The sequence below is a fragment of the Paenibacillus sp. NPDC058174 genome (assembly GCF_042883865.1).
Taxonomy (GTDB): domain Bacteria; phylum Bacillota; class Bacilli; order Paenibacillales; family Paenibacillaceae; genus Pristimantibacillus.
Map to the genome: position 1 here is coordinate 1 of NZ_JBHVUY010000009.1, position 24329 is coordinate 24329.

A 24329-nucleotide genomic window follows, 5' to 3' on the forward strand; every position below is an offset into this window, starting at 1 on the left:
TTGGGTTATTTATCACCCAATCAATTTGAGTTGAATTATTACAAAAAAGTAAGTTGATACACTTAAGCAGTGTCTACTTTCTTGACAGAGGTCCAAAGTGCAGGCTGATTGGACTAAAAAGCATGAATGGGGCGGTTTTGACCGATTTCAAATGTACATTTGCATTTTGAAGGCAACTTGGCGTCATTTAAAGCCTAACAAAATGCACTTTTGCATTATGTTCCTCTAGCAGCGCAATTTAAACTAGCATACAGGCGGGCAACAGAGCTTCTATTTTACACGGAAAAAACAATAGAGCAATCTACAGCGGATTTATAGAGAGGCAAGCAATAAACCTATTGCCGCGGCAGAAGGATTCCGATATAATGTCCATTATAGATGAACATTTGTCTTTGTAGGGAGGACGAATAGTGACGCAACGTTATTATGTCGTTCGGGAAGATATGCTGCCTGAGGCGATCATGAAGACGATCCAGGTGAAAGAGATGCTCGGGCGGGGCGAAGCTGCTACGGTGCACGAGGCCGTTGAGCGGGTAGGCTTGAGCCGGAGCGCTTTTTATAAGTATAAAGATGGCGTATATGCGCTGCATGAGCTTGAACGGGAACGCATCGTCACGATCTCGATGGATTTGGAGCATCGGTCGGGCGTATTGTCCAAAGTGCTCAGCTTAGTGGCTGGACTGGAAGGCAATGTGCTGACGATGAATCAGAGCATCCCGCTTCAGGGGTACGCGAATGTTGTGATTTCGGTCGACATTTCGCAATTGACGGGAGATCTATCCTCGCTCATCGAAGTGATCCGCAGCCAGCAAGGGGTGCGCAAAGCTTCCGTAATCGGGCAGGGTTAATGCAATAATAAATCATTTACGAGACGATTGATCTGTGGAGGGAATGTCATGAAGCCAGTTAAAGTTGGATTGCTAGGTCTTGGTACGGTCGGGACCGGCGTCGTACGGATCGTGGAGGGACATCAAGAGGATTTGCAAGGCCAGGTCGGATCCCCGATCGTCATTGAGAAAGTACTCGTCCATAACAAAAATAAATCGCGCAGCATTTCGATCGATTCGTCTAAGCTGACCGAGGATCCGTGGGAAATTATCCACCATCCCGAAATTGACGTTATCGTTGAAGTGATGGGCGGTATTACACATACGAAAGAATACATTATGGAAGCGCTGGCCAGCGGCAAGCATGTCGTGACGGCGAACAAAGATTTGATGGCGCTGCACGGCAAAGAAATTTTGGCGAAGGCGCATGAACATAACTGCGACGTTTTCTATGAAGCTAGCGTTGCCGGAGGCATTCCAATCATTCGTACGCTGATCGAGGGCTTTTCCTCCGACCGGATTACGAAGATTATGGGCATCGTGAACGGTACGACCAATTATATTTTGACGAAAATGAGCCAAGAAGGCGCGTCATATGATGATGTATTGAAAGAAGCGCAAGAGCTCGGTTACGCGGAAGCTGATCCAACCTCCGATGTGGAAGGTCTGGATGCTGCCCGCAAAATGACGATTTTGTCGACGCTTGGCTTCCGCGCCAACGTGGATTTGAATGATGTTTCGGTACAAGGGATGTCCAAGGTGAGCAAAGAGGACATTTTGTATGCGAAGCGCCTCGGCTATGAGGTGAAGCTTCTTGGCATTGCGGAGCGCCAGGATGATGAGTTCAGCATCAGCGTACAGCCGACAATGGTGAAGACATCCCATCCGATCGCATCCGTTAACGGCGTGTATAACGCGGTTTATGTGTATGGCGAAGCGGTAGGCGAGACGATGTTCTACGGCCCGGGAGCGGGCGAGCTGCCGACAGCTACGTCCATTGTAGCCGACCTCGTTGCCGTGGTGAAAAACTTGAAGTTGGGCGTGAACGGCAAGCAAGGCGTCGTGGCCTTCAAGGAGAAAAAGCTGAAATCCGACGAGCAAATTTCTTCGAAATATTTTCTGCTGCTGCATGTGGACGACCGGGCGGGCGTGTTAGCCCGTATTACGCAAGTGTTTGCTGATTTCGAGGTAAGCCTGGAGTCCGTTCTTCAGCAGCCAAACCCATTGAATCCGGAAGCCGAAATTATTGTAATTACGCATGATGCCAACAAGGCGGCGATCAATAAAGTGCTGCAGCAGTTCGAATCGCTAGATGTGATTCGTAAGGTGAAGAGCGTCTATCGCGTAGAAGGCTAATCCAAATCTAATCGAGGCAAAAAGGAGCTTTACCCGCTATGAAACGAGTATTAGTAAAAGTGCCGGCAAGCACAGCCAACCTGGGCCCCGGCTTTGATACATTGGGCATGGCACTCTCCCTCTATTCATGGATCGAGATGTCGCCTGCAACAGTGACGTCGTTCCGTCTGCATGGCGAGCAGATGCAGGGTCTGCCGACCGATAAAAGCAACCTGATCTATAAAGTAGCACAGCTGGTGTTCAAGGAAGCGGGCGTGCAAATGCCCGAGCTCCATATTGAGATGTACAGCGAGATCCCGCTGACGAGAGGTCTTGGCAGCAGCGCGTCCGCAATAGTCGGCGCTCTGGTCGCGGCTAATGCGCTGATCGGCAGCCCGTTAAGCGAAGACAAGCTGTTTCAAATTGCGACATCGCTTGAAGGGCATCCCGACAACGTTGGCGCGTCCTTGTTCGGCGGCATCGTTGTCTCTGCTTGGGATGGCGAGCGGGCCGACTATGTACGGCTTGCTCCGCATCCCAAGCTGGAAACGCTGGTAGCTATCCCAGCGTTTCAATTGTCCACAGAGAAGGCGCGGCATGCGCTGCCTTCTCAAGTGAGCATGGCCGACGCCGTCTTCAACGTCGGCCGCAGCTCGCTGCTCGTCGCCGCTTTGGCCAGCGGCGAGCTCGGCCTGATCCGTCATGCGATGCGCGACAGGCTGCACCAGCCTTACCGGGCAGCCCTTATTCCAGGCATGACGGCTATTCTGGAGCGCGCTGCCGATAACGGCGCGCTTGGGGCAGCGCTCAGCGGAGCGGGGCCGACGCTGATTGCGTTTGTGGATGCGGACAGCCCGCGTAAAGCGGAGCTGGAGCGTTTTCTGCTGGAGACGCTGCAGCAGGAAGGCATAACGGCGAAGACGATGTGGCTGGAGCCGTCTGTGTCAGGGCCGGAAGTACGGATTGAAGAAACGAATGCCGACAGCATCAATGACGGAACGACGCTAATGTCGCGGATTAAAGGAGAGGTTATGCAATGAGTATGAGCATCGCGCTGTTGCCGGCGGGCTCCGTCTCCGATGAAGCGGCGAAAAAGCTGTTCGGCAATGAAGAAGTTACTTGGAAGCACCACCGCTTGATCGCTGACGTGTTTCTGTCTACGGTCAATAACGTTAGCCAATACAGCATTATCCCGATTGAGAACACGATCGAGGGCTCGGTCAGCCTGCATATGGACTGGCTCGTGCATGAGGTTGATTTGCCGATTCAGGCGGAGTGGGTATACCCGTCTATTCAGAATCTGATCGGCCGGCGCTCTGAGCTGACCGGACCAGACGGCGAGCTCGATTTGAGCAAAATCAAAAAAGTGTTCAGCCATCCGGTTGCAATCGCCCAATGCCTTCAGTTTCTGCGTGCGGAGATGCCGCAGGCAGAGAAGGAGACGGTGGGCAGCACCTCTGAGGGCGTGCGCATCGTCCGGGATAACCCGGACAACGGCTGGGCTGCAATCGGCACGGCGACGGCGGCTGCAAATCAGCAGCTTGATGTGCTTGCCAGCGAGATTACTGACCACAACAACAACTTTACCCGCTTTCTTCTTGTCGGCAATGAGCCGTTTACGGCAAGGGAATCTGCGACGCGCAAGACGAGTATTCTTATTACGCTTCCGGATGATTTTCCGGGTGCGCTTCACCGGGTGCTGTCCGCGTTCGCTTGGCGGAAAATCAACTTGTCCAAAATCGAGTCGCGTCCAACGAAGCGGCAGCTTGGCACGTATTATTTTTACATCGATATCGATATGGCGCTGGATACGGTGCTGCTGCCGTCGGCGCTTGAGGAGATCGAGGCGCTGGGCTGTCAGGTTCGCATTCTCGGCAGCTACCCGAGCTTTACCTATGAGCAGCTGAGCTAGGAGTCGAGAGTGGTGGTTCTTGAGCTCAAATTTGGTTGATTTGCAGGGCATCACTGAGCGCTTCAAAATGCAAATATGCAGTTTGTTGGCCCATTTCGGAGGCAAACTAGCTGTCAAAATGTAAAAGTGCATGTGAATGAGGCTTTATCGAGCTAAAATGAGGCTCGAGGCGCCTGTTAAACTGCACTTTTGCATGTTGAAGCTGATTTCGAAGCGAAATCGGGGAATCAAAATGTACTTTTACATGTTGGTACGAAATGCCGATGGTTAGAAGGTGCTCCGCATATGCGGGGCGCCTTTTTTTATAGAGGACAAGCAACATTTTCGCAAATGCAAACATTCGTCTATTTTTTTTCGAATAAGTTGGAGACACCTGCCCATGTTCTGCATAGGATGTAATGATTAGCGGGGCATTAGCCTTGACTGTGGTACAAAGAACGTGACAGGAGGTTTTCGGCGAGTGAAAATTTATGTCGTGAAGAAAGGCGATACATTGTACTTTATTAGCCAGAAACATAATGTGTCGATTGAAGAGATTTTGAAGCTGAATCCAACGATAACGAATCCGGATGCACTGGACGTTGGGATGAAGCTCAAAATTCCATCCTCGCATGGCGGAGGTGCCGGGGACATTATGCATCAGCATGTCGTCAAGCAAGGCGATACGCTCTGGAAGCTGTCCAAAGCATGGGGTGTGCCGCTGGCGGACATGATTAAAGCCAACCCGCAGCTGAAAAATCCGAATGTGCTGCTGACTGGCGAGATCGTCAACATTCCGAAGGCAGGCCATGCATCGGTTGAATTGCCGGCTGCTGGTACCGGTGCGGCTCATCATCCGCTGCATCCGATGTCGATCGTCCAAGGCGTTCAAAATTTGGTAGGGGGCAAAAAACCGACCGGCCCGATTCAAGGAAAAACGAATACAGCACCTATAGCGACGGCACCTGCACCAGTAGCGCAGGCCGTTCCAAACAAGCAGCCGACCGGCCCAATCATAGATAAAAAACCGACAGCTCCTATAGTGAAGCCTGTGGAGCCGGCTAACATTCCCGCCCCGCAGCCGGCTGCAGTGAAGCCGAATAAGCCGCTTCCGGTTGAAAAGCCTTTGAAGGCTGAAAAAGCCGGTAAAAAAGAGCTGCCGGTTCAAAAAGAGCTGAAGCAAAGTGTTGATTTGTTCAAGCAAAGCAACATCCCGGCTATAGAAGCTTCCTCTAATGCGAGTCCGATTTTTGGTGGTTATGGTCACGGCGAGCATGTTTCGCCGATTCACTCCGGGTATGGCTACGGTAATTCGAACATCGGTCCATCGAACATTGGTCCATCGAACATTGGTCCATCGAACATTGGTCCGTCGAACATTGGTCCGTCGAACATTGGTCCGTCGAACATTGGTCCGTCGAACATTGGTCCGTCGAACATTGGTCCGTCGAACATCGGTCCGTCGAACATTGGTCCGTCGAACATCGGTCCGTCGAACATTGGTCCGTCGAACATCGGCCCGTCAAACATCGGTCCGTCGATTTGTCCACCTGGCACGATGCCAGTCTCCCTTGGCGGTTATGGCTACGGCGGCTGGGGTCCAACAGCAGTATCGCCGGAATCAACGGGCGGTTATGGCTACGGCGGTTGGGGTCCAACAGCAGTATCGCCAGAATCAACAGGCGGCCACGGTTATGGCGGCTGGGGCCCGACAGAAGTATCGCCGGAATCAACAGGCGGTTATGGTTACGGCGGCTGGGGCCCGACAGCAGTATCGCCAGAATCAACAGGCGGCTATGGCTACGGCGGCTGGGGTCCAACGGCAGTATCGCCGGAATCAACAGGCGGCTATGGCTATGGCGGCTGGAGCCCGACAGCAGTATCGCCAGAATCAACAGGCGGCTATGGCTATGGCGGTTGGGGCCCAACAGCAGTATCGCCAGAATCAACAGGCGGCTATGGCTATGGTGGCTGGAGCCCAACAGCAGTATCGCCAGCCTCGAACGAGTCAATCGAAAGTGTTGCTAACAGCAGCATCAGCCCGTCGAACATCAGCCCATCGAATATCGGCCCGTCAAACATCGGTCCGTCGAGTATCGGCCCGTCAAACATCGGTCCGTCGAATATCAGCCCGTCGAACATCGGCCCGTCGAACATCGGCCCGTCGAACATCGGCCCGTCGAACATCAGCCCATCGAATATCGGCCCGTCAAACATCGGTCCATCGAATATTGGCCCGTCGAACATCGGCCCTGAAGTAAGCTATGGCTACGGCCCGGGAACGGTGTCTCCGGCTATGACAGGTCCATATGGCGGCTACGGCTATCCAGTCTGGGGCTTCCCGCCGTTCCCTCCATTCCCGCCTGTAGGGGGATGGCCTGGCACAGTAGCGGGTGTGTCTGAAAAGCCTTGCGGCTGCAAAGGGAAACGCGAAGATGAAATCGAGCAGCCGGTTGCAGCTGCGGAGACGGTGAAAGCCGTGAAATCATCAGCGCCTAAATCAGCATCTAAAAAATCGGCACCGAAAAAAGCCGTTATCCGTACAGTAGCAGCCCGCTCGAGATCGCATAGAACAGGCAGCAAGCCATGGATTAACCGCTAATCATGTACGTAAACGTCCCTCCGTATACCGCAAACGGAGGGGCTTTTTTTCTTGTTTTCGACAATATTCAACCTTCATGCATAGATATGGAAGCTGAGGAAACACTATTGTCAAAATGAAGCAAAGGGGCCTTTATCATGATGGAGTTCAGCTTATGGAAGCAGGTCAGAAAACGTCTTCGCCGTCGCCGCCGCTCGCTATGGATATTAGGCTCCTTCACGATATGGCTGTGCGCTTTATTGGTGGCAGCAGGGAGCACGTCTGCAGCCGCTGCTGCGGCTGTTGAGCCTGCGGAGGCGAAGCCCGCAAGCATCATTGAAGCACTGGAGGAGCAAGATGGACCGCTTGCGGTCACACTTAGACGAGTATACATTTGCGGGGAAGAGACCAGTCCGCTTGGACGGCTTGCTTCCCAGCAAATCGTAAGGCTGCTCCGCCTGCATCCGGAATGGACGGCAGTTATGGACCGCGACGGTCAGACCGTGATGCTGCAAGAGCAGGTCGAGGATCTATCCGAGGAGTGCCGGTCCCACGCTTATTTTGGTTTAGACAAGAAAGGATATTTTTCCTTATTCGAAGGCGAGCCGGGCAAGGAAAAGGTGCTGCGCACGTTTTTCCAGCTAGACGTTCAATACATGGAGAGCAGTCTGCCTCATGAAAAAGTGGACGAGCTTGCCCAAGGAATTAAAGTGTCCGATATCGATGAATATAACAGCGTGCTGTCTACATTTAGCGACTTTGCCCTGCAGGCCGAGGAAAAAGAATTAACGCCAGCTACATATTAATCCATTACAGCATCAGCAGCACGCCCCTATTGTAAATAATATTCAGTTAGTACCGCGGACCCTATCCAGGGGCTCGCGGTTTTTTTATGTGGAGCGGCATTGCATCTGACAGCGGCCGACTCGGAGGGAATCGCATCCCCTGGCAGCGCTCGGCCGGATCACAAAAAAAGTCGCCAAGCCGGAATCGTCAAACGCGTGTTCTCATGGGGTGCAATTTTTGCTATAATGGAGGTTGCGAAGTCATAAGGCAATTGATTATTGCTTACATAAGTTTGCGAAAGGCTGAAGCCTCGCATCGTTGAAGGAGTTGGGCATTTGCGAGTTTTAGGGATCGATCCCGGCATTGCCATTGCGGGTTTTGGTTTTATCGATAAAGTCGGCCATAAGCTTACCCCGGTTCAATACGGCTGCATTCAGACGGCAGCGGGCACGCCCTCTCAGGAGAGGCTGCTGCAAGTATACGACTCGGCCGTTGCCTTGATCGACAAGTACAAGCCGGACGCTGTTGCGATTGAAAAATTGTTTTTCAACCGCAACGTAACGACGGCTTTTGATGTTGGGCAAGCAAGGGGCGTCATTATTTTGGCCGCGGCTCAACGGGGGCTTCCAGTTTCCGAATATACGCCGCTTCAAGTGAAACAGGCTGTCGTTGGCTACGGCAAAGCGGAGAAGCGCCAGGTACAGGAGATGGTGAAAATGTTTCTGAAGCTTTCGGCCATTCCAAAGCCGGACGATGTCGCCGATGCGCTGGCGGTTGCGATTTGCCACGCCCATTCTGCCGTAATGGCGCAAAAAATAAACGAGGTGCGTCGATGATCGATTTTTTACGCGGGCTAGTCGCCCATTTGGAAACGGAATACATCGTATTGGATGTACAAGGTGTGGGCTATCGGGTGTTTACCCCGAACCCTTATGCTTTTGCGGCAAAGGAAGAAGCTGTCACGGTCTATATTCATCATCATGTGCGTGAGGATGCCATTCTGCTGTACGGCTTCGAATCGAGAGAAGAACAGTCGCTGTTCCGCAAGCTGCTGGAAGTATCGGGCATCGGCCCGCGCGTCGCGCTTGGCATATTGGCGGGAGGGCGCCCGGATGCGGTCGTCGCAGCTATTCATCAGGAGAATCTGACTTTTCTGACGAAGCTGCCGGGCATCGGGAAGAAGACGGCACAGCGGATGGTGCTGGACTTGAAGGACAAGCTGTCTGGCTTTATTTCCGACGAGGGTCTGCTTGCTGTCGCTGGCCTTTCGCCAACCGCTTCGAAATCAGGCGGAGATGCTCAAGGAGCCGGCACCGCTTGGGAGGAAGCGCGGGAAGCGCTCGGTTCGCTTGGCTATACGGATGCAGAGCTGGATCGCGCATGGCATGGCCTGCAATCGTCGGTTACGGCGGAGGAAACCGTCGATTCCTTGATGAAACGGGCTTTGCAGCAGCTGTTCAAAGGGTAACGGAAGGAGATGACCGCAATTGGATGATAGAATCATATCCGCCAACCTGATGATGGACGAGCAGGCGATGGAGCTAAGCTTGCGCCCCCGATATTTAGCGGAATACATCGGGCAGTCCAAAGCGAAAGAAAATTTGAAAATTTATATCGATGCAGCCAAGCTCCGCAAAGAAGCGCTGGATCATGTTCTGCTTTACGGGCCGCCCGGGCTGGGCAAAACGACGCTCTCCAACATTATCGCCAATGAGCTTGGCGTGAACTTGCGGACGACGTCGGGGCCGGCAATTGAGCGGCCGGGCGATTTGGCTGCGCTGTTGACGAATCTGCAGGAGGGCGATGTGCTCTTCATAGACGAGATTCATAGGCTGCACCGTACCGTTGAAGAAGTATTGTATCCGGCTATGGAAGATTATGCCCTCGACATTATGATCGGGAAGGGGCCAAGCGCACGTTCCGTGCGCCTTGATCTTCCGCCGTTTACGCTCATTGGAGCGACCACTAGAGCCGGACTTCTGTCCGCACCTCTGCGCGACCGCTTCGGCGTGATTAGCCGGCTGGAGTTCTATACCGTTGATGAACTGGCCTATATCGTAAGCCGTTCGGCGGAAATATTCGATATTTCTATTATCGGCGAGGCATCGATGGAAATTGCGATGCGCGCCAGAGGAACGCCGCGGATCGCGAACCGGCTGCTGAAGCGGGTCCGGGATTTCGCCCAGGTGCGGGGAGACGGCATTATTACGCATGAAATCGCCATAGCGGCATTAGAGCTGCAGCAGGTCGATCCGATGGGACTCGACAGCATTGACCATAAAATGCTGCTCGCAATGATGACTACTTTTGCCGGGCGTCCGGTTGGCCTGGACACGATTGCGGCCTCCATCGGAGAAGAAAGCCAGACGATCGAAGACGTATATGAGCCTTACTTGATGCAGATCGGTTTTCTGCAGCGGACGCCGCGCGGGCGGGTTGCCACCGATCAAGCCTATAGACATCTGGGACTTCCGGTGCCAGAGAGATAAACCAAATGACGACCAGACGGCCGCATTCGGCGAGCCGTCTCAGGAGAGGGGAATGTACACGGATGAGAACGACGCTTTTGTCGTACCGCCGGCTGATCGTTTTGACGATGATTGGATTACTGCTCGTTTCGATGTGGACGGTTAAGCCGTCCCAAGGCGCGGTGCCGCAGCTGGATTCGATACGAGTCGCTATTTTTCTGCAATTGCCGGGGAAATATCAAGTAAATACGCCGGTTGCAACGCTATCCTCGACAGGCGGGCTGTCGGTTGGCATGCGCCAGCCTTCGGGCACGGAGCAATGGTTAAGCTTAGGTGCCGGCGCTCAAGCCCGGTTCGTAATTGACAATTATAAAGTGCTGGTATCGGAGACGGAAAGCTTCGATACAGCGCTCAAAGCCTATAAGCGTCTGCAGGCAGCTTCCGGTACCGGAGCGATCACTTCCTTGTCCAAGGGCGGGAAAACAGTCTATCAAGTATCGGAAGGCAGCTATAATACGCTGGCAGAAAGCCAGACCGCTTTGAAAAAATGGAGCGCTGACGGTGAACTGAGCAGCTCCTCCGGCGGTATTACAGCGTCCGTACAAGGTCCGCTTCATTTGGAAAGCGGCAGCTATACGTCTAAGAGTGCGGCTGACAAGGCTGCACAAACGTTCGGAGCGGCTGGCGTCGATGCGTTTACCGCACTGCGCGGTACGGGCAGCTATACCGTTATGGTAGGCGCAGCCACTTCCGCAGCGGAGCTGGAGCTGATCAAGAAGAAGGCAGGGGCGGCAGGAAGCAGCCTGAAGCAGGCTGCAGCGGGTTCTTACTTGCTGCTCCGCAACGATCATACATTAAGCGGCAAAGCGGCTAACCCGGCAACGCAATTCGCGTTCCCGTCCGGAACGTCGAAGGTATGGGTATCGCCTGGATCATCGGATCCGATTAAGCTGACGGAAAGGTTTAGCCGGACGTACAGAGGCGAATTCGAATTAAGCGAATTCAACGGCAAGCTGGCTGTTGTCAACGAGCTGCCATTCGAGCAATATTTGTATTCGGTAGTTGGCGCGGAGATGGTCGCTTCCTGGCCGCTTGAAGCGCTGAAGTCGCAAGCAGTTGCTGCCCGCACGTATGCGCTGTACCAGGGCTTTGGCTTCCAGATCGCTCATGTGGTTGATTCGGTTAACAGCCAGGCTTACAGCGGTACCGGCACGGAGAAAGCGGCAACGATTCAAGCCGTTGATGCGACAGCGGGAGAAGTGATCCTGTATAACGGCAAGCTGATTGAAGCTTTGTTCTCTTCCAACGCAGGCGGCCAGTCCGCCGACGCCAAAGAAATTTGGGGCAATTCCGTCGCTTACCTGCAAACTGTCCCAAGTCCTGCCGACGCTGCGTCGGAGAAGTCGCTTTATGGCTGGTATCGCGTCGTGTTATCCAGCGGTTTGACGGGATATGTGCGGGAGGACCTGCTGGATGGAACGGGAACAACGAATGCTGCAGGCGTTAAGCTCATGAAGGTTAACGCAGCAGGCACGAAGGTACGCGTTCTTCCAATTGTTCAGGATGCAGTGCCGCTAGTCGGTCAACTGAACGCCGGCGACGAAGTAGCCGTGCTGGAGCGTGTTGTACAAAACAACGAAATGTCCTGGATCAGAGGGCCATTTACTTCTCAGCAGCTGGTAGATTCCATGAAGGGGAAGACGACTTCAGCTGTAGGCGGGCCGATTTATTCACTTGAAGTCAGCAAGCAAGGGCAGTCAGGGCGTGTTACGGAGATGAAAGTGAACGGCACCGTGCTGCCGATCAAATATCCGGACGGCTTGCGTTCCGCTCTGGGAGGTTTGCCGAGCACTCTGTTCCAGATTGACGAGACCGGAAAGGTCGCTATGCTGGGCGCCGGCGGGGAAAAACGCACGAAAACAAACGCGTCCCAGTCCGTTTATGTGATAGGCGCTGACGGAAGCGTCAAGCAGGCTGACGGCAACACCTTCGTCATGAATGGAGAGGGCAAAGTCCGGGCGACGACGAAGGATGCCGCTTACCGCTTTATCGGCACAGGCAACGGCCACGGTGCTGGCTTGTCTCAATACGGAGCGCTAGGTCTCGCACAGCAAGGGTATGACTATTCCTATATTTTGAAATACTACTATAAAGATGTAACCATCGCTAAGGAATGATTGAATCGTGAATGTAGATTTATTTGACTTCGAGCTGCCTGAGCATTTGATTGCCCAGACGCCGCTTGCGACCCGGACGGATTCCAGACTGCTGGCGTTGAGCCGGCATTCGGGGGAGCTGGCGCATCGTCGTTTTACCGACGTCGCTGATTATATGAACGAAGGGGATGTTCTCGTATTGAATGATACGAGAGTTATCCCGGCAAGATTGATGGGCATGAAGCCTGAAACGGGCGGGAAGGTCGAGCTGTTGCTGCTCCGCCAGCTGGAAGGCGATAGATGGGAAGCGCTGGCCAAGCCGGCGAAACGGCTCAAAACCGGATCGGAAGTATGGTTCGGCGATGACGGCAACGGAGGTCCTTTGCTTCGGGCCGTTGCCGAAAGCGAAGGAGAAATGGGCGGGCGTACGATCCGTTTTCATTACGAAGGGATTTTCCAAGAGCTGCTTGACCGCCTTGGCGAAATGCCGCTTCCGCCGTATATTAAGGAGCGGCTGGAGGAGCGCGAGCGGTATCAGACCGTTTATGCGAAGCATGAAGGCTCAGCTGCAGCTCCGACTGCCGGGCTGCATTTCACCGAGCCTTTCTTGCAGAAGCTTAAGGACAAGGGCATCAAGCTCGCTTTCGTAACGCTTCATGTCGGGTTAGGCACGTTTCGGCCGATGTCGGTGGACAAAGTCGAGGAACATGAGATGCATTCTGAATTTTATGAACTCAATTCGGAAAACGCACGTATTATTAACGAGGCAAAAGCGAGCGGACATAAAGTGATTGCAGTAGGGACAACTTCGGCGCGTACGCTGGAGACAGTTGCGGTAAGGTTCGAAGGCGGGCCGATTCAGGCATGCAGCGGCTGGACCGACATTTTTATTTTCCCGGGCTATACGTTCAAGCTGGTCGATTCGCTCATTACGAATTTCCATTTGCCGAAATCGACGCTTGTGATGCTCGTCAGCGCGCTTGCGGGCCGCGAGTCCATCATGAATGCATATAAAGAAGCGGTCGCGGAGCAGTACCGGTTTTTCAGCTTCGGCGACGCTATGATTATCTATTAGAATTTAAACAGACAGGACGAGTGAAACAGTGGCTGTGAAATATGAATTTATTAAAGAGTGCAAGCAGTCGGGAGCGCGTCTGGGCCGGGTTCATACCCCCCATGGCGTAATCGAGACGCCGACATTTATGCCTGTTGGCACGCAGGCTACCGTTAAGACGATGAGTCCGGAAGAGCTGAAAACGATGGACGCGCAAATTATTTTGAGCAACACATACCATCTGTTTTTGCGTCCGGGACATGATATCGTGAAGCGCGCCGGAGGACTTCATAAATTTATGAATTGGGATCGTCCGATCTTGACCGACAGCGGCGGCTTTCAAGTGTTCAGCTTGAGCGAAATGCGTAAAATTACAGAGGAAGGCGTTCATTTCCGTTCCCATCTGAACGGAGACAAGCTATTTTTATCGCCAGAGAAGGCGATGGAAATTCAAAACGCGCTCGGCTCCGATATTATGATGGCTTTCGATGAATGCCCGCCTTACCCGGCGGAATATGATTACGTCAAGCAATCGCTGGAGCGTACGACACGTTGGGCAGAAAGATGCCTCAATTCGCACGCTCGTCCGCATGATCAAGCGCTTTTTGCTATCGTGCAGGGCGGTATGCACAAAGATTTGCGCATTCAGAGCGCAACCGATTTGACTTCCATGGATTTCCCGGGGTATGCTATTGGTGGACTGAGCGTAGGCGAGCCTAAGCATTTGATGTATGATGTGCTTGATCATACCGTACCTATTCTGCCGGCTAACAAGCCTCGTTACTTGATGGGTGTCGGTTCGCCCGATGCACTGATCGAAGGCTCTATCCGCGGCATCGACATGTTCGATTGCGTATTGCCGACACGTATTGCCCGCAATGGGACAACGATGACTAGCCAAGGCCGTCTCGTTATCCGCAATGCCAAATTTACAGATGATTTTGGACCGCTTGATCCCGAGTGCTCCTGCTATACTTGCCAGAACTATTCGAGAGCCTATATCCGTCATCTATTGAAAGCGGATGAAACATTCGGTATCCGGTTGACGACGTATCACAATTTGCATTTCCTGCTTGAACTCATGCGGAATGTTCGTCAGGCGATTAGAGAGGACCGGCTGCTTGATTTCCGGGATGAATTCTTTACTTCGTATGGCCTGCACGACAACGACAAAGGGTTTTAGAAAGGGGGGAAAACTATACGATGTCTACTTTTCTAGCAGCAGCAGCAGACGGCGGACAAAACATTTGGGGTATGATCCTGCCGTTCGTACTTATGTTCGCGGTATTTTATTTCTTGCTTATCCGTCCGCAGCAAAAGAAGCAAAAGCAGCGCAGCTCCTTGCTGAGCCAGCTTAAAAAAGGCGATAAAATCTCGACTATCGGCGGCCTTCACGGCACGATCGTTGAACTGACGGACGACACTGTCGTGCTTCGCGTCAACGATACGACGAAGATGACGTTCGAGCGCAGCGCTATCAACACGGTTATTACTAGCGCACCTGCATCTTCCGCAGAATAATTACTTCTGGCAGCAGAAATGCCGCCGAAAGCCTGTCATCTGAAGCATTCTTCAGATGACAGGCTTTCTTTTTGCATAAGCCGGCCATTCGCTGAGCTTGAGACCGGCCGCGCTGGCAAAGACACCTAGCGTAAGCCCGCCTAGCATATCGGTAATCCAGTGGATACCGAGATAGAAGATGGAGAAAAGGATAACAGCTGAGCAGCTGCACACGATGGCCGCCCATCTGCGATTGGAGGAGCTGCATGCCAGAATAGCGAGCGTAACCGACATCGAAGTATGCAGACTTGGGAAGCAATTGTCCAGACCCGATAGCAGCCGGTATTGGCTTTCAAAGGAAGGGAACGCTTCTAACAGGAAGAAAGTAGCTCCGCTGTCTTGGTAAGACCATACTTCCTGTACAGGGAAGAACAAGAAGAACGGAATGGCGACGAAGTAATTAAGCATAATGGCGTAACAGGTTGCGTAATAGAGACGGTGGCGGCCGCTCACTCTTTCCTGCGTCGTATAGACTGCCAATGAAGACAGCATAAGCGCCTGAAAGACGACAATGTACATAAAAGAGAGAAATGGAGTCAGCCATTTATGGTGGAACAGCTGTTGAATCGAATGGACGATATTGCCCTCCAGCGCATGAAAAAGTGCGGTGAAATTATATTGTGTAATGAGCTGGCTCTCGATTCTCAGCTCCATTTTGTTGCAGAGCAAGATGATAATTAAAGCGATGAAATGAAAGAAATAACGCTTGGAACCGAGCAGGCTGCGAATGAGCTGGGCTGATGCCGCGAAGGGGTTCATGCCGGCGCCAAGCCAAATTAGCATAAAAGCGGAAAGCGCAGTATAAGCGGCAACCGATCCCATCGTTTGGAACAAAATCAATAAAAAAACCTCCTAAGCCGGTTACTTTATCCAGTGTCGAACTTGGATTAGTATGCCGCTTACAAGGTTTTTTAGCCAAGATTGGTATTTCTGCTGTTCATCATTTCTTCGTGTTCACACCGATCATCCCGCCGAATGCTCCAGCCAGAAAGGCTATCGCAAGCAGCAGTCCGCTGTGCCAGCTAAGATGGGCATCTGCAGCAAGGAACCCGATGATTAGAATAAGCAGGCCGTATAACACGCCTAGCACTCCTCCATAGTACCAGCCTCTTTTACCCGAGCGCCTACCTGATACAAAGCCGCCTGCAAGCGAAGAAAGACCATGCACGCCCATGGAGAATGCCGGGAGGCTGTTCTCCCTCATATTGCCGAAGTGAAGCAGCAGCGACAGCAGCAAAGCCCCGGCAGCGAGCCAAACGATGGCAAAAAGGATGCCTGCCAGCACCGGAGAGCCGATTTGCGGCGGTTTAGCAATTTGTTTGATCGGATTCAATCGTACCCCTCTCCCCTACAAATAGTATCGATTACTAATCCATATGGCCAAGCCGGTCATAATAGTACAAACCTGCCATAATTTCGTACCTTGCTCCATCGTATGACGAAGTCCCTTCCAGAACAGAATAGCTGTACTGGCTGCTCGGATCTCATCTGATGCAGGTGCAGCTATGTCGAGGAGGCGATTTTCATTGGATTTCTGGGGCCTGCTGGTCCGAACCGTGATTATTTACTTCATCGTATTTTTGATCATGAGGGCGATGGGGAAGAGGGAGATCGGCAAACTGTCGGTTTTTGACCTCGTCATTTCTGTCATGATTGCGGAAATTGCGGTTATCGTAATTGAGGATTTGAGCCGTCCGATGTGGGAAGGCATCATGCCAATGGTTGTATTGCTGGCGATTCAAATCGGGATGGCGATTATCGGGCTGAAAAGCCGCAAGTTTCGCCAGCTTACGGACGGAAAGCCAAGCATTATTATGGCGAAAGGCAAGCTTAACCGCGATGTAATGCGCAAGCAGCGCTACAACTTGGATGATTTGATGCTGCAGCTGCGCGAGAATGGAATGAGCCGGCTTGCGGATGTAGAATTTGCAATTTTGGAGACAACCGGCAAGCTGTCTGTCATACCGAAGGAAAGCGAAGATGATCAGGATCATGACATGTCGCATAAGCATCAATCCGAGCTGGGCGATATGGACGATAGCCATAATGGAACGAAAACGTCTAAATCTGCAATTCCCCCTAAATACCGGTTTGAGACACTGCCCGTTCCGCTTATTATGGATGGTAAAGTTCAAGATAATAATTTAGCCCAACTGGAAAAAACACGTTTTTGGCTTAAAAACGTGCTTCAGGAGCAAGGCGTCAATGATTTCAAAGATGTGTTTCTTTGTACGATTGACCACAAAGGCCGAGTGTTTATCGATTCCGACCGAAAGCCGCGAACGTAGCGGGAAGGGATGTTTTCCTTCTGCTGCAGACGCGGCTTTTTTCTCTTACTTGAACCATCGGCCGAGTAAAGGGACTCTGGCGATATCATAGCGGTCGATGATCCGCATCCATATCATAAGCAATAAGTAGACGATTACACTGGCGGCGCAGGCAATTAATAAATTGCTCCATTCCGCCGGCAGCGGCTCGCGGTTCATCGTCCATCTGGCGGCAGCGCCCATGACGACCATTGCCGCTCCAACTTTGAGAAAATCGAGCATTTTCATCCGGAAGCCGATAAATCGGAGCACACTTATATAATGGAGGCCGGTAACGAGCACAATATTGATGTTGATGGCGATCAAAGCTCCGTAAATGCCGAATTCAGGCTTGGAGGCAAGCTGCACAATGAGCACAAGTTTAACTACTGCACCGATAAACGTATTCATGAGGGCTGTTCCCGGTTTATCAAGTGCCTGGAGTGCGGCTTGCAGAGGGGCCTGCAAATAAATGAAGAGGCCGATCGGCGCCATCAGCTGAAGCATCGGGGCGATTTCTGCGTGATTGTACATAAGGCGGCATAGCGGCTCTGCGAATAATCCCATGACGACGACAAACGGGGCGCCGGCAACGAGTGCCAGCCGCATCGATTGATGCATTCGTTTATGAATCGTAACCCGGTCGCCGCGCGCGGCTGCTTCCGAAAGGGAAGGAACGAGCGAGGAGGCCAGTGAGTAAGTAAGCGCTGTGGGCAGCAGCAATAGCGGGATAATCATTCCCTGCAGGGCGCCATATTGCGCGGTAGCCTTACCGGTAGCAATGCCTGCGGCAGCCAAACTGCGCGCCGTAAAGATCGATTCCAGCAAATAGGATAAGGAGCCGACCATCCGGCTGGCCGTCACTGGAATGGAGAGTTTCAGCAAACGCCGCATAACGGGTGTGCGAGGGGAGGAGGCTTCATCAATATTAGAAGGATCAGAATCGATTTTGTCAGCAGGGCTGCTATCTGTTTGTCCATGAAGCCGCTTTTCCTTGATTCGTTCTCTCGCATATTTAAGCAGCATAACGGCCAAACCGCCGATCTCGCCAACGACCACGCCAAGCATAGCGCCAGCCGCAGCCCATTCGACGCCTTTAGGCAGGAGCAGGAAAGCGAATGTCAGCGTGCAAATGATGCGAATGACCGTCTCTGTTATTTGAGATACGGCGGTAGGCACCATATCCTGCTTGCCTTGAAAGTAGCCCCGGTAGACCGAGGAAATACCGACTATAAGCAGAAGCGGCGACATCGACAGCAGCGTACGGTATACTCGGGCATCCGGCAGCAAATGTGCGGTAATCCATGGCGCAAACAGCAGCAGCGCAGAAGTCATCAGCAGCGCAAGGCATACGGTAAGCAGCATGGCGTTGCGGAAAATTTGTTTGACGCGCGGAGTATCGCCTCGAGATTCTGCCTCAGCGATCCACTTGGCGACAGCGAGCGGAATTCCGCCGGTAATTACGGTCAGCATGACGGCTAGAAACGGGTAGCTCAGTTGATAGAGCCCGACGCCTTCTGCACCGATAATCCGAGGAAGCGCGATACGGGGCACAAATCCGAGAATCCGGTTTATGATGCCGGCCGCTAACAAAATCATAGCCCCTTTAATGAAATTTTGTTTCGTCATCCAATTCCCTCATCTCTTCTTCTACGACTGCGCCTGTCCGACAATTCAGCCGATGCCATGGAGACAGGCTTCCCGTACATCTTTATGCGCGGCATGTCCGATTCATGAATCATCCAAATTTATCAATTCGAAAATCGATGCAGGAATATGAAGACGGCATAGCGAATATGTAGCGTGCGATGCGAGTATTGGATTACGAGGACAAGAGCAGGAGGAAGCGCCATGAGGGATGACGAGCTCAACAGCATGATCGAGCAACTGTGCGGCAGCAAAGCGGAGGAGTTTCATCTCATCGGGTACGAGCATGTGACGGCGAGGGAAATCTGGGCATGCGTCAGCGAGAAATACAACAAAACCGGACAGCCCGAACTTCATCAAATCGTAAATGACATTTTGTCGCTGAAGGTGACTAAATTTATGAATTTCATGACGCTAAACGCTTTTCGGGGAACCCATTTCTAATCCTCATCAGAAGGGTTCTTTTTTTTGACTCGTATTTTACTCGCAAGTATAATAGGAATATTGAGATCATAAGGGGGACTATGAACGTATGAATTGGAAGAGATTAACAGCCTTCCTTGGGATCGTTGTCATTATGTTTGGCGTGATCGCTTGGAGCAGCCCGTCATTGGTCAAAAATATGCGACTGGGGCTGGATTTGAAAGGCGGATTTGAAGTTTTGTATGAAGCTTCACCACTGGAAGGCGGAGAGAAGGTAACCCCGGAATCACTTCGCAAAACGGCAAGCAGTCTGGCTGACCGGGCGGACAAGCTTGGTATTGCGGAGCCTGAAGTCACGACTGAAGGCACCAACCGCATCCGCGTTAGACTTGCCGGCGTCTCCAACGAGGAAGAAGTCAGAAAGGTAATCAACAAGCCTGTTAACCTGACCTTCCGCGATCCTGACGGCAAAATCATGCTGAACGGCAACGACTTTGTACAAAATGCTGCAAAAGTCGAGTATGATCAGGTCGGCAATCCGATCGTTACGATCAAGCTGAAAAGCGCGAAGAAATTCGAAGAAGTAACGACAGAGCTGACGGGCAAAAGACTGGCTATCTATTTGGATGAAGAGCAATTGTCTAATCCAATGGTCAACTATCCGATCAGCGGCGGTTCGGCTCAAATTACGGGCGATTTCACCCATGATGAAGCCAACAATCTGAAGGATACAATCAATCTGGGTGCTTTGTCGCTGAAGCTGACTGAGAAGTATACGCAAAGCGTCGGGGCTAAGCTCGGACAGCAATCACTGCAGGATACTGTTGGCGCAGGCCTCATCGGCACAGCGATCGTACTGCTGTTCCTCGTCATCCTGTTCCGTATTCCTGGTGTTGTTGCCGGGATTACCGTATTAACGTATACATGGCTTCTTGTACTCGTCTTCGAGCTCTTGAACGCCACTTTAACCTTGCCGGGCATCGCAGCATTTGTACTCGGTATAGGTATGGCGGTTGACGCCAATATCATTATGTACGAGCGGATCAAGGAAGAAATCCGAAGCGGCAAAAGCTTGCTGTCGTCGCTTAAAGCCGGCTCGAAAAACTCGTTCCGCACCATTATGGATGCGAACATTACGAACATTATTGCCAGCGGTGTTCTCTACTACATCGGTAACGGTGCAATCCGCGGTTTTGCGCTCACGATGATTTACAGTATTCTCGTCAGTATCGTAACGAATATTTTCCTGGCGCGCCTGCTGATCCATCTGCTGATTCGCAGCAACCTGTTTACGAAACCTAGCTATTACGGCGTGAAGGAGGCAGAAATCCGTGAACTTTAAAACAACGGTGCATTTCGACTTTATTAAACACCGCAAGAAGTTTTTCTCTTTCTCGATTATCTTGACGGTGCTTGGTATAGTGTCGCTCCTGGTCTTCAACCTGAATTACGGGGTGGATTTCAAAGCCGGCACGAATATGGATATTTCAGTCGGCCAAAAGCTGACGCAAGCCGACGCGAAAGCAGTGCTCGAAAGCGTTGGTATTACCGATGTCATTCCTACGGTTGGCGGCGATAAGGGCGACCGGGTATCGGCGCGCTTCGAGGATGTGCTGGAGCAGAGCAAAGTAAAAGAAATTGAAGGTGCTTTTAAGGCCAAATACGGCGACAACGTATCGTCTGAAGTCAACATCGTATCGCCAGACATGGCGCAAGAGCTTGGCAAGAAGACGATCTATGCCGTTCTCATCGCGAGCGTGCTCATTATGCTTTATGTGATGATTCGTTTCGAATGGCGGTTCGCGCTTGCAGCTAATATCGCCATTCTCTATGACGCTTTTGTCGTTGTTGCGATTTTCTCCATTTTCCGTCTGGAAGTCGATTTGCCGTTTATCGCGGCTATTCTGACGACGATCGGTTACTCCATTAACGATAAAATCGTTATTTTCGACCGTGTCCGCGAAAATCTGCGCTTTGGCAAGTTCAAAAACAATGAGCAGCTTGCGGAAATGGTCAACCAAAGCTTGTGGCAGACGATGGCGCGGAATCTTTATACGGTATTGGCCGTATTAATAATTGCAGTCTGCTTATTCATTTTCGGCAGTGAATCGATCAGATTGTTTGCTTTGGCGAAAATGATTGGTCTGGTAAGCGGAGCTTACTCTTCCATCTGTATTGCAGCGCCGCTGTGGCTGGTGCTCAAAGGCAAACAAAAGCCAAAAACGGCTCAGCCGGCAAAATCGACTGTATAACTATTTAAAGAAGTGGAATACCACGCTGGAGGCTATATGTCAATCAAACAACGGTATGCTGATGCAGAGACGGCTAGTCGCTCGGACTTGTGGGGAAATGCGGCGCTCGCGTTGTTTAAAGGCATTGTCGCCATATTGTCGGGCAGCAAAGTGCTTCTCGCCGATGCGTTTCGCTCGGCGGGGCAAGCAGCTGCGGCATTTGCCGCACTGACCGGCATTCAGCTTCGGAGCAGCAAAAAGGCGGCTTCGGAGGACGGCAAGGGCTCAGCTTCGCGATTCGCTGCGGTTATACTGCCGATTGCTCTCGTAATTGCGGGAGTGGAAATCGGCATCGCTGCGGGAAAAGATATTTGGATGGCTTCAGAGCAGCCGTTACAGGCTCCGCATTGGAGCGCGCTGGCTGCCATTGTCGCAGGCATTGTTGTGCAGCAGCTGCTGCTGCCGGTCAGGGAAAGGCAATGGGGCTTGTTAGCCTCGCTTACCGCTTTGATCGGTACGGGCAGTGCACTGGTCGGCCAAGCGACAGGCGCCAAATCGCTCTATTACTTTGGACCGGCTGCGGCGATTGCGATCTCGGTTATGTTAGCGGCTGGCGGCTTCAGGCTGTTGGCAGAAGCGTCCCGCAAGCAGCATGCTTCTGGCGTACAGCACGAGGATGCGGATGATCTGATGCAGCTCATTCAACGGGTTGAAGGCGTCATAACGGTAGAGTCGCTGCAGGCGAAGGAGCATGGCCATTACGTGGTGGCGGATGTCGTGATTAGTGTCAATCCGCGTATTTCGGTTCTGGAAGGACATGACATTGCCAAGCGGGTCAAGCAGCTGCTGCTGCTTCGGTTCACTCATTTGACGGATGTTACGATTCATGTCGAGCCTTACGACCCGGGTTATCCGTACAAATCGAATCATGATCCGAATCAGGAGCATGCGCCTACGCTGCTGCAATAAAAGTAACGAACGGAATGTCAGGAAGGGGTTGAACTCGGCGTGATACAAGCAAAGACACGCTGGATTTTAGCGCCTTGGAGCAATGAACATGAAGCGGCTGCAGTCCTTCTGGGAGAGAAGCTGGACGTTCCGCCTCTCGTTGCCAAGCTTCTCGTACAGAGGGGCTATGGCGGCGTTGAAGAGGCAGAAGCTTTTCTCTGGGGAGGCGACGAGCAGCTGCATGATCCGTTTCTGTTGAAAGGGATGGCCGAAGCGGTTGCCCGCATCAAGGAAGCGGCAGACAAAGGCCAGAAAATACGAATATACGGAGACTACGATGCAGACGGGGTATCAAGCACCTCTCTGCTCGTTCATGTCTTCCGGGAGCTTGGTTATCATTTCGATTATTATATCCCGCATCGTGCGCTGGAAGGCTATGGCTTGAATCGTGCAGCGCTTGAGCTTGCGGCTTCTGAAGGCGTAGAGCTGATCGTCACGGTTGATACCGGCATAAGCGCATATGAGGAAATCGAATTCGCCAAAGAGCTTGGTCTCGATGTTGTCGTAACCGACCATCACGAGCCGCCGGAGCAGATTCCCGATGCTTGCGCAGTCGTCAATCCGAAGCGTGAGGATTGTACATATCCGTTCAAAGGTTTGGCGGGTGTGGGCGTCGCCTTCAAGCTGGCGCAAGCGCTGATGGGGCGGGCGCCGATAGAGTGGACTGATATCGTAGCTCTTGGTACGATTGCGGACATTATGCCGTTAGTCGGCGAGAACCGCTATATCGTTCGTTGTGGCTTAGAGCGTTTGCGTAATACGGGCAATATCGGTTTTCGCGCGCTTGCGGAAGCCGCAGGCTTCGAGCTGGACGGGGTAACCTCAACGACGGTCGCATTCAGTATGGCTCCAAGAATTAATGCGGCAGGCCGGCTTGATCATGCGAAGCGGGCTGTGGAGCTTCTGACAACAAGTCATTATGATGATGCCATACTTGCGGCATCGTCCCTTGATGTGCTGAACAAGGAGCGGCAGCGTATCGTTGAGAGCATTACGAAGGAAGCTGCACAGCAATGGGATGAGAAATGTTCGGCGGCGAAGACGGAGGGAAGAGCTGTTCCCTCCGTTATTGTGCTGGCCGGTGAAGGCTGGAATGTCGGTGTCATCGGCATTGTGGCCTCCAAGCTGCTAGAGCGTCATTACAAGCCCGTCGTCATTCTCGGAATAGACGGCGATAGCGGCATGTGCAAAGGCTCGGCGCGGTCTATAGACGGCTACGACCTGCATGCGGCGCTTACAGAATGCGATGAGCTGATGGACCATTATGGCGGCCATCAGGCGGCGGCGGGCATGAGCTTGCACCGTGATCGCTTAGCGGAGCTGGAGAGCCGTCTTGGCTCACTGGCTGATCAATGGCTGACGGAGCAGGATTGGATTCCTAAGACGCCTGTAGACCTCGTGTGCGATGTCCGCGATGCAAGCGTGGATACGATTACTCAACTATCGCAATTAGAGCCATTTGGCGCAGGAAATCCGTCCCCGCGTTTATTGTTTCAAGGGGCAGAGCTTGCGGAGCGCCGCACGATGGGCAAGGATTCCAAGCATTTGAAGCTCTCACTGCGCAATAATGACTCGCGCAGCCGTGCTGCGCTGGAAGCTGTCGGCTTCAGCATGGGAGAGCTGTCTGCCCAATTGCAAATTGGCATGCCTGTCGATTTGATCGGCGAGCTATCGATTAATGAATGGAACGGACAGCGCAAGCCGCAGTTGCTCATTCAGGACTTGTATGCCGGCGAGAATGCGGTGAAATTCCCGGAAAGGCAGCATTTTGGACAAGTGTATCAGCTGCTGCGGGAATGGCAGCACGTACCGTTAGCAGGCCTTACGGAGCGGCTGTCGCCTTTATGCGGCTGGGCTCCTGAGATAGTGGGGATGATGCTGCTCGTATTTCGCGATTTGGCATTTATCGAGATAGACAATGAATACGTCACGGTCGTTCCGTCTCCGCAGAAGCGTGATTTAAGCACCTCTGCGCATTACCGTTCTGAGAAGCGCAAGGCTGAGACTGCGCCGCATGTCGTATATGAAGAATTGGCATAATGGAGTTGTACGAACA

General features: G+C 52.4%; 22 protein-coding genes. 18 read left to right on the plus strand and 4 right to left on the minus strand.

From position 1 onward, the window contains the following. The first annotated feature begins 410 nt into the window (after window positions 1-410). Genes ACFVVF_RS26080 through pheA form a run of 4 tightly spaced genes read left to right on the plus strand, consistent with a single transcriptional unit; the run spans window position 411 to window position 4074 of the window. A complete protein-coding gene (locus ACFVVF_RS26080) occupies window positions 411-848 on the plus strand; it encodes an ACT domain-containing protein (protein ID WP_042164717.1) in 438 nt (145 codons plus the stop codon). Between the two features lie 48 nt (window positions 849-896). Continuing rightward, window positions 897-2183 (plus strand): homoserine dehydrogenase, encoded by a 1287-nt coding sequence (locus ACFVVF_RS26085; RefSeq protein WP_387815754.1) that lies wholly within the window; start codon window positions 897-899, stop codon window positions 2181-2183. Between the two features lie 38 nt (window positions 2184-2221). Then, window positions 2222-3202: a homoserine kinase gene (gene thrB / locus ACFVVF_RS26090; RefSeq protein WP_387815756.1), complete on the plus strand. Its 981-nt coding sequence runs from the start codon at window positions 2222-2224 to the stop codon at window positions 3200-3202. Then, a complete protein-coding gene (gene pheA, locus ACFVVF_RS26095; RefSeq protein WP_387815758.1) occupies window positions 3199-4074 on the plus strand; it encodes a prephenate dehydratase in 876 nt (291 codons plus the stop codon). Before thrB ends, pheA begins: the two co-directional genes overlap by 4 nt. A gap of 1211 nt (window positions 4075-5285) precedes the next feature. On the opposite strand, the gene ACFVVF_RS26105 is transcribed toward pheA, so the two are convergent. Continuing rightward, window positions 5286-5603, minus strand: a complete 318-nt coding sequence (locus ACFVVF_RS26105) for a Cys-every-fifth RiPP peptide CefA (protein ID WP_387815944.1) — start codon at window positions 5601-5603, stop codon at window positions 5286-5288. Between the two features lie 1189 nt (window positions 5604-6792). Between ACFVVF_RS26105 and ACFVVF_RS26115 the strand changes: the two genes are divergently transcribed. From ACFVVF_RS26115 to yajC, 8 genes are all read left to right on the plus strand, one after another. Continuing rightward, the gene (locus tag ACFVVF_RS26115; protein WP_387815760.1) at window positions 6793-7440 is read left to right on the plus strand and encodes a BofC C-terminal domain-containing protein; all 648 of its coding nucleotides are present in this window, start codon (window positions 6793-6795) and stop codon (window positions 7438-7440) included. Between the two features lie 315 nt (window positions 7441-7755). After that, window positions 7756-8256 (plus strand): crossover junction endodeoxyribonuclease RuvC, encoded by a 501-nt coding sequence (ruvC, locus tag ACFVVF_RS26120; protein ID WP_042164705.1) that lies wholly within the window; start codon window positions 7756-7758, stop codon window positions 8254-8256. Next, complete coding sequence (ruvA, locus tag ACFVVF_RS26125; RefSeq protein WP_387815762.1) at window positions 8253-8888, plus strand: Holliday junction branch migration protein RuvA; 636 nt, start codon at window positions 8253-8255, stop codon at window positions 8886-8888. Before ruvC ends, ruvA begins: the two co-directional genes overlap by 4 nt. Window positions 8889-8907: 19 nt before the next feature. After that, the gene (ruvB, locus tag ACFVVF_RS26130) at window positions 8908-9909 is read left to right on the plus strand and encodes a Holliday junction branch migration DNA helicase RuvB (protein ID WP_387815764.1); all 1002 of its coding nucleotides are present in this window, start codon (window positions 8908-8910) and stop codon (window positions 9907-9909) included. 62 nt (window positions 9910-9971) lie between these two features. Further along, window positions 9972-12065, plus strand: coding sequence for a SpoIID/LytB domain-containing protein (locus tag ACFVVF_RS26135; protein ID WP_387815766.1), 2094 nt, complete (start codon window positions 9972-9974; stop codon window positions 12063-12065). A gap of 7 nt (window positions 12066-12072) precedes the next feature. Further along, window positions 12073-13119 (plus strand): tRNA preQ1(34) S-adenosylmethionine ribosyltransferase-isomerase QueA, encoded by a 1047-nt coding sequence (gene queA / locus ACFVVF_RS26140; RefSeq protein ID WP_387815768.1) that lies wholly within the window; start codon window positions 12073-12075, stop codon window positions 13117-13119. A 28-nt stretch (window positions 13120-13147) separates the two neighbouring features. After that, window positions 13148-14281: a tRNA guanosine(34) transglycosylase Tgt gene (gene tgt / locus ACFVVF_RS26145; protein WP_387815770.1), complete on the plus strand. Its 1134-nt coding sequence runs from the start codon at window positions 13148-13150 to the stop codon at window positions 14279-14281. 20 nt (window positions 14282-14301) lie between these two features. Beyond that, complete coding sequence (gene yajC, locus ACFVVF_RS26150; RefSeq protein ID WP_387815772.1) at window positions 14302-14619, plus strand: preprotein translocase subunit YajC; 318 nt, start codon at window positions 14302-14304, stop codon at window positions 14617-14619. Between the two features lie 51 nt (window positions 14620-14670). Here the strand turns inward: yajC and ACFVVF_RS26155 are convergent, their stop codons facing one another. Then, window positions 14671-15498: a phosphatase PAP2 family protein gene (locus ACFVVF_RS26155; RefSeq protein ID WP_387815774.1), complete on the minus strand. Its 828-nt coding sequence runs from the start codon at window positions 15496-15498 to the stop codon at window positions 14671-14673. Between the two features lie 100 nt (window positions 15499-15598). Next, window positions 15599-15991: a TIGR04086 family membrane protein gene (locus ACFVVF_RS26160; protein WP_387815776.1), complete on the minus strand. Its 393-nt coding sequence runs from the start codon at window positions 15989-15991 to the stop codon at window positions 15599-15601. Between the two features lie 172 nt (window positions 15992-16163). Here ACFVVF_RS26160 and ACFVVF_RS26165 point away from each other — a divergent pair, with 172 nt between their 5' ends. Further along, window positions 16164-16946: a YetF domain-containing protein gene (locus ACFVVF_RS26165; protein ID WP_387815778.1), complete on the plus strand. Its 783-nt coding sequence runs from the start codon at window positions 16164-16166 to the stop codon at window positions 16944-16946. 45 nt (window positions 16947-16991) lie between these two features. Here ACFVVF_RS26165 and spoVB read toward each other — a convergent pair whose 3' ends face one another. Further along, window positions 16992-18593, minus strand: a complete 1602-nt coding sequence (gene spoVB, locus ACFVVF_RS26170) for a stage V sporulation protein B (RefSeq protein WP_387815780.1) — start codon at window positions 18591-18593, stop codon at window positions 16992-16994. Between the two features lie 222 nt (window positions 18594-18815). Here spoVB and ACFVVF_RS26175 point away from each other — a divergent pair, with 222 nt between their 5' ends. From ACFVVF_RS26175 to recJ, 5 genes are all read left to right on the plus strand, one after another. After that, entirely contained in the window at window positions 18816-19055 is a 240-nt protein-coding gene (locus tag ACFVVF_RS26175) for a post-transcriptional regulator (protein ID WP_042164684.1), read from the plus strand. A gap of 88 nt (window positions 19056-19143) precedes the next feature. After that, window positions 19144-20376, plus strand: coding sequence for a protein translocase subunit SecD (gene secD / locus ACFVVF_RS26180; RefSeq protein WP_387815782.1), 1233 nt, complete (start codon window positions 19144-19146; stop codon window positions 20374-20376). Then, the gene (secF, locus tag ACFVVF_RS26185; protein ID WP_387815784.1) at window positions 20366-21286 is read left to right on the plus strand and encodes a protein translocase subunit SecF; all 921 of its coding nucleotides are present in this window, start codon (window positions 20366-20368) and stop codon (window positions 21284-21286) included. The genes secD and secF overlap by 11 nt, the downstream gene beginning before the upstream one ends. Window positions 21287-21322: 36 nt before the next feature. Further along, window positions 21323-22234 carry a cation diffusion facilitator family transporter gene (locus ACFVVF_RS26190; RefSeq protein ID WP_387815786.1) on the plus strand — a complete coding sequence of 304 codons (912 nt, stop codon included), beginning with the start codon at window positions 21323-21325 and terminating at the stop codon, window positions 22232-22234. 39 nt (window positions 22235-22273) lie between these two features. Continuing rightward, entirely contained in the window at window positions 22274-24313 is a 2040-nt protein-coding gene (recJ, locus tag ACFVVF_RS26195) for a single-stranded-DNA-specific exonuclease RecJ (RefSeq protein WP_387815788.1), read from the plus strand. Window positions 24314-24329: the final 16 nt, after the last annotated feature.

Bases quoted from the DNA above. Each gene is read 5' to 3' on its own strand.
- ACFVVF_RS26190 (WP_387815786.1), top strand. From the start codon at position 21,323: ATGTCAATCAAACAACGGTATGCTGATGCAGAGACGGCTAGTCGCTCG.
- ACFVVF_RS26175 (WP_042164684.1), top strand. From the start codon at position 18,816: ATGAGGGATGACGAGCTCAACAGCATGATCGAGCAACTGTGCGGCAGC.
- secD (WP_387815782.1), top strand. From the start codon at position 19,144: ATGAATTGGAAGAGATTAACAGCCTTCCTTGGGATCGTTGTCATTATG.
- yajC (WP_387815772.1), top strand. From the start codon at position 14,302: ATGTCTACTTTTCTAGCAGCAGCAGCAGACGGCGGACAAAACATTTGG.
- ACFVVF_RS26115 (WP_387815760.1), top strand. From the start codon at position 6,793: ATGATGGAGTTCAGCTTATGGAAGCAGGTCAGAAAACGTCTTCGCCGT.
- ACFVVF_RS26165 (WP_387815778.1), top strand. From the start codon at position 16,164: ATGTCGAGGAGGCGATTTTCATTGGATTTCTGGGGCCTGCTGGTCCGA.
- ACFVVF_RS26085 (WP_387815754.1), top strand. From the start codon at position 897: ATGAAGCCAGTTAAAGTTGGATTGCTAGGTCTTGGTACGGTCGGGACC.
- ruvA (WP_387815762.1), top strand. From the start codon at position 8,253: ATGATCGATTTTTTACGCGGGCTAGTCGCCCATTTGGAAACGGAATAC.
- spoVB (WP_387815780.1), bottom strand. From the start codon at position 18,593: ATGACGAAACAAAATTTCATTAAAGGGGCTATGATTTTGTTAGCGGCC.
- thrB (WP_387815756.1), top strand. From the start codon at position 2,222: ATGAAACGAGTATTAGTAAAAGTGCCGGCAAGCACAGCCAACCTGGGC.
- pheA (WP_387815758.1), top strand. From the start codon at position 3,199: ATGAGTATGAGCATCGCGCTGTTGCCGGCGGGCTCCGTCTCCGATGAA.
- ACFVVF_RS26135 (WP_387815766.1), top strand. From the start codon at position 9,972: ATGAGAACGACGCTTTTGTCGTACCGCCGGCTGATCGTTTTGACGATG.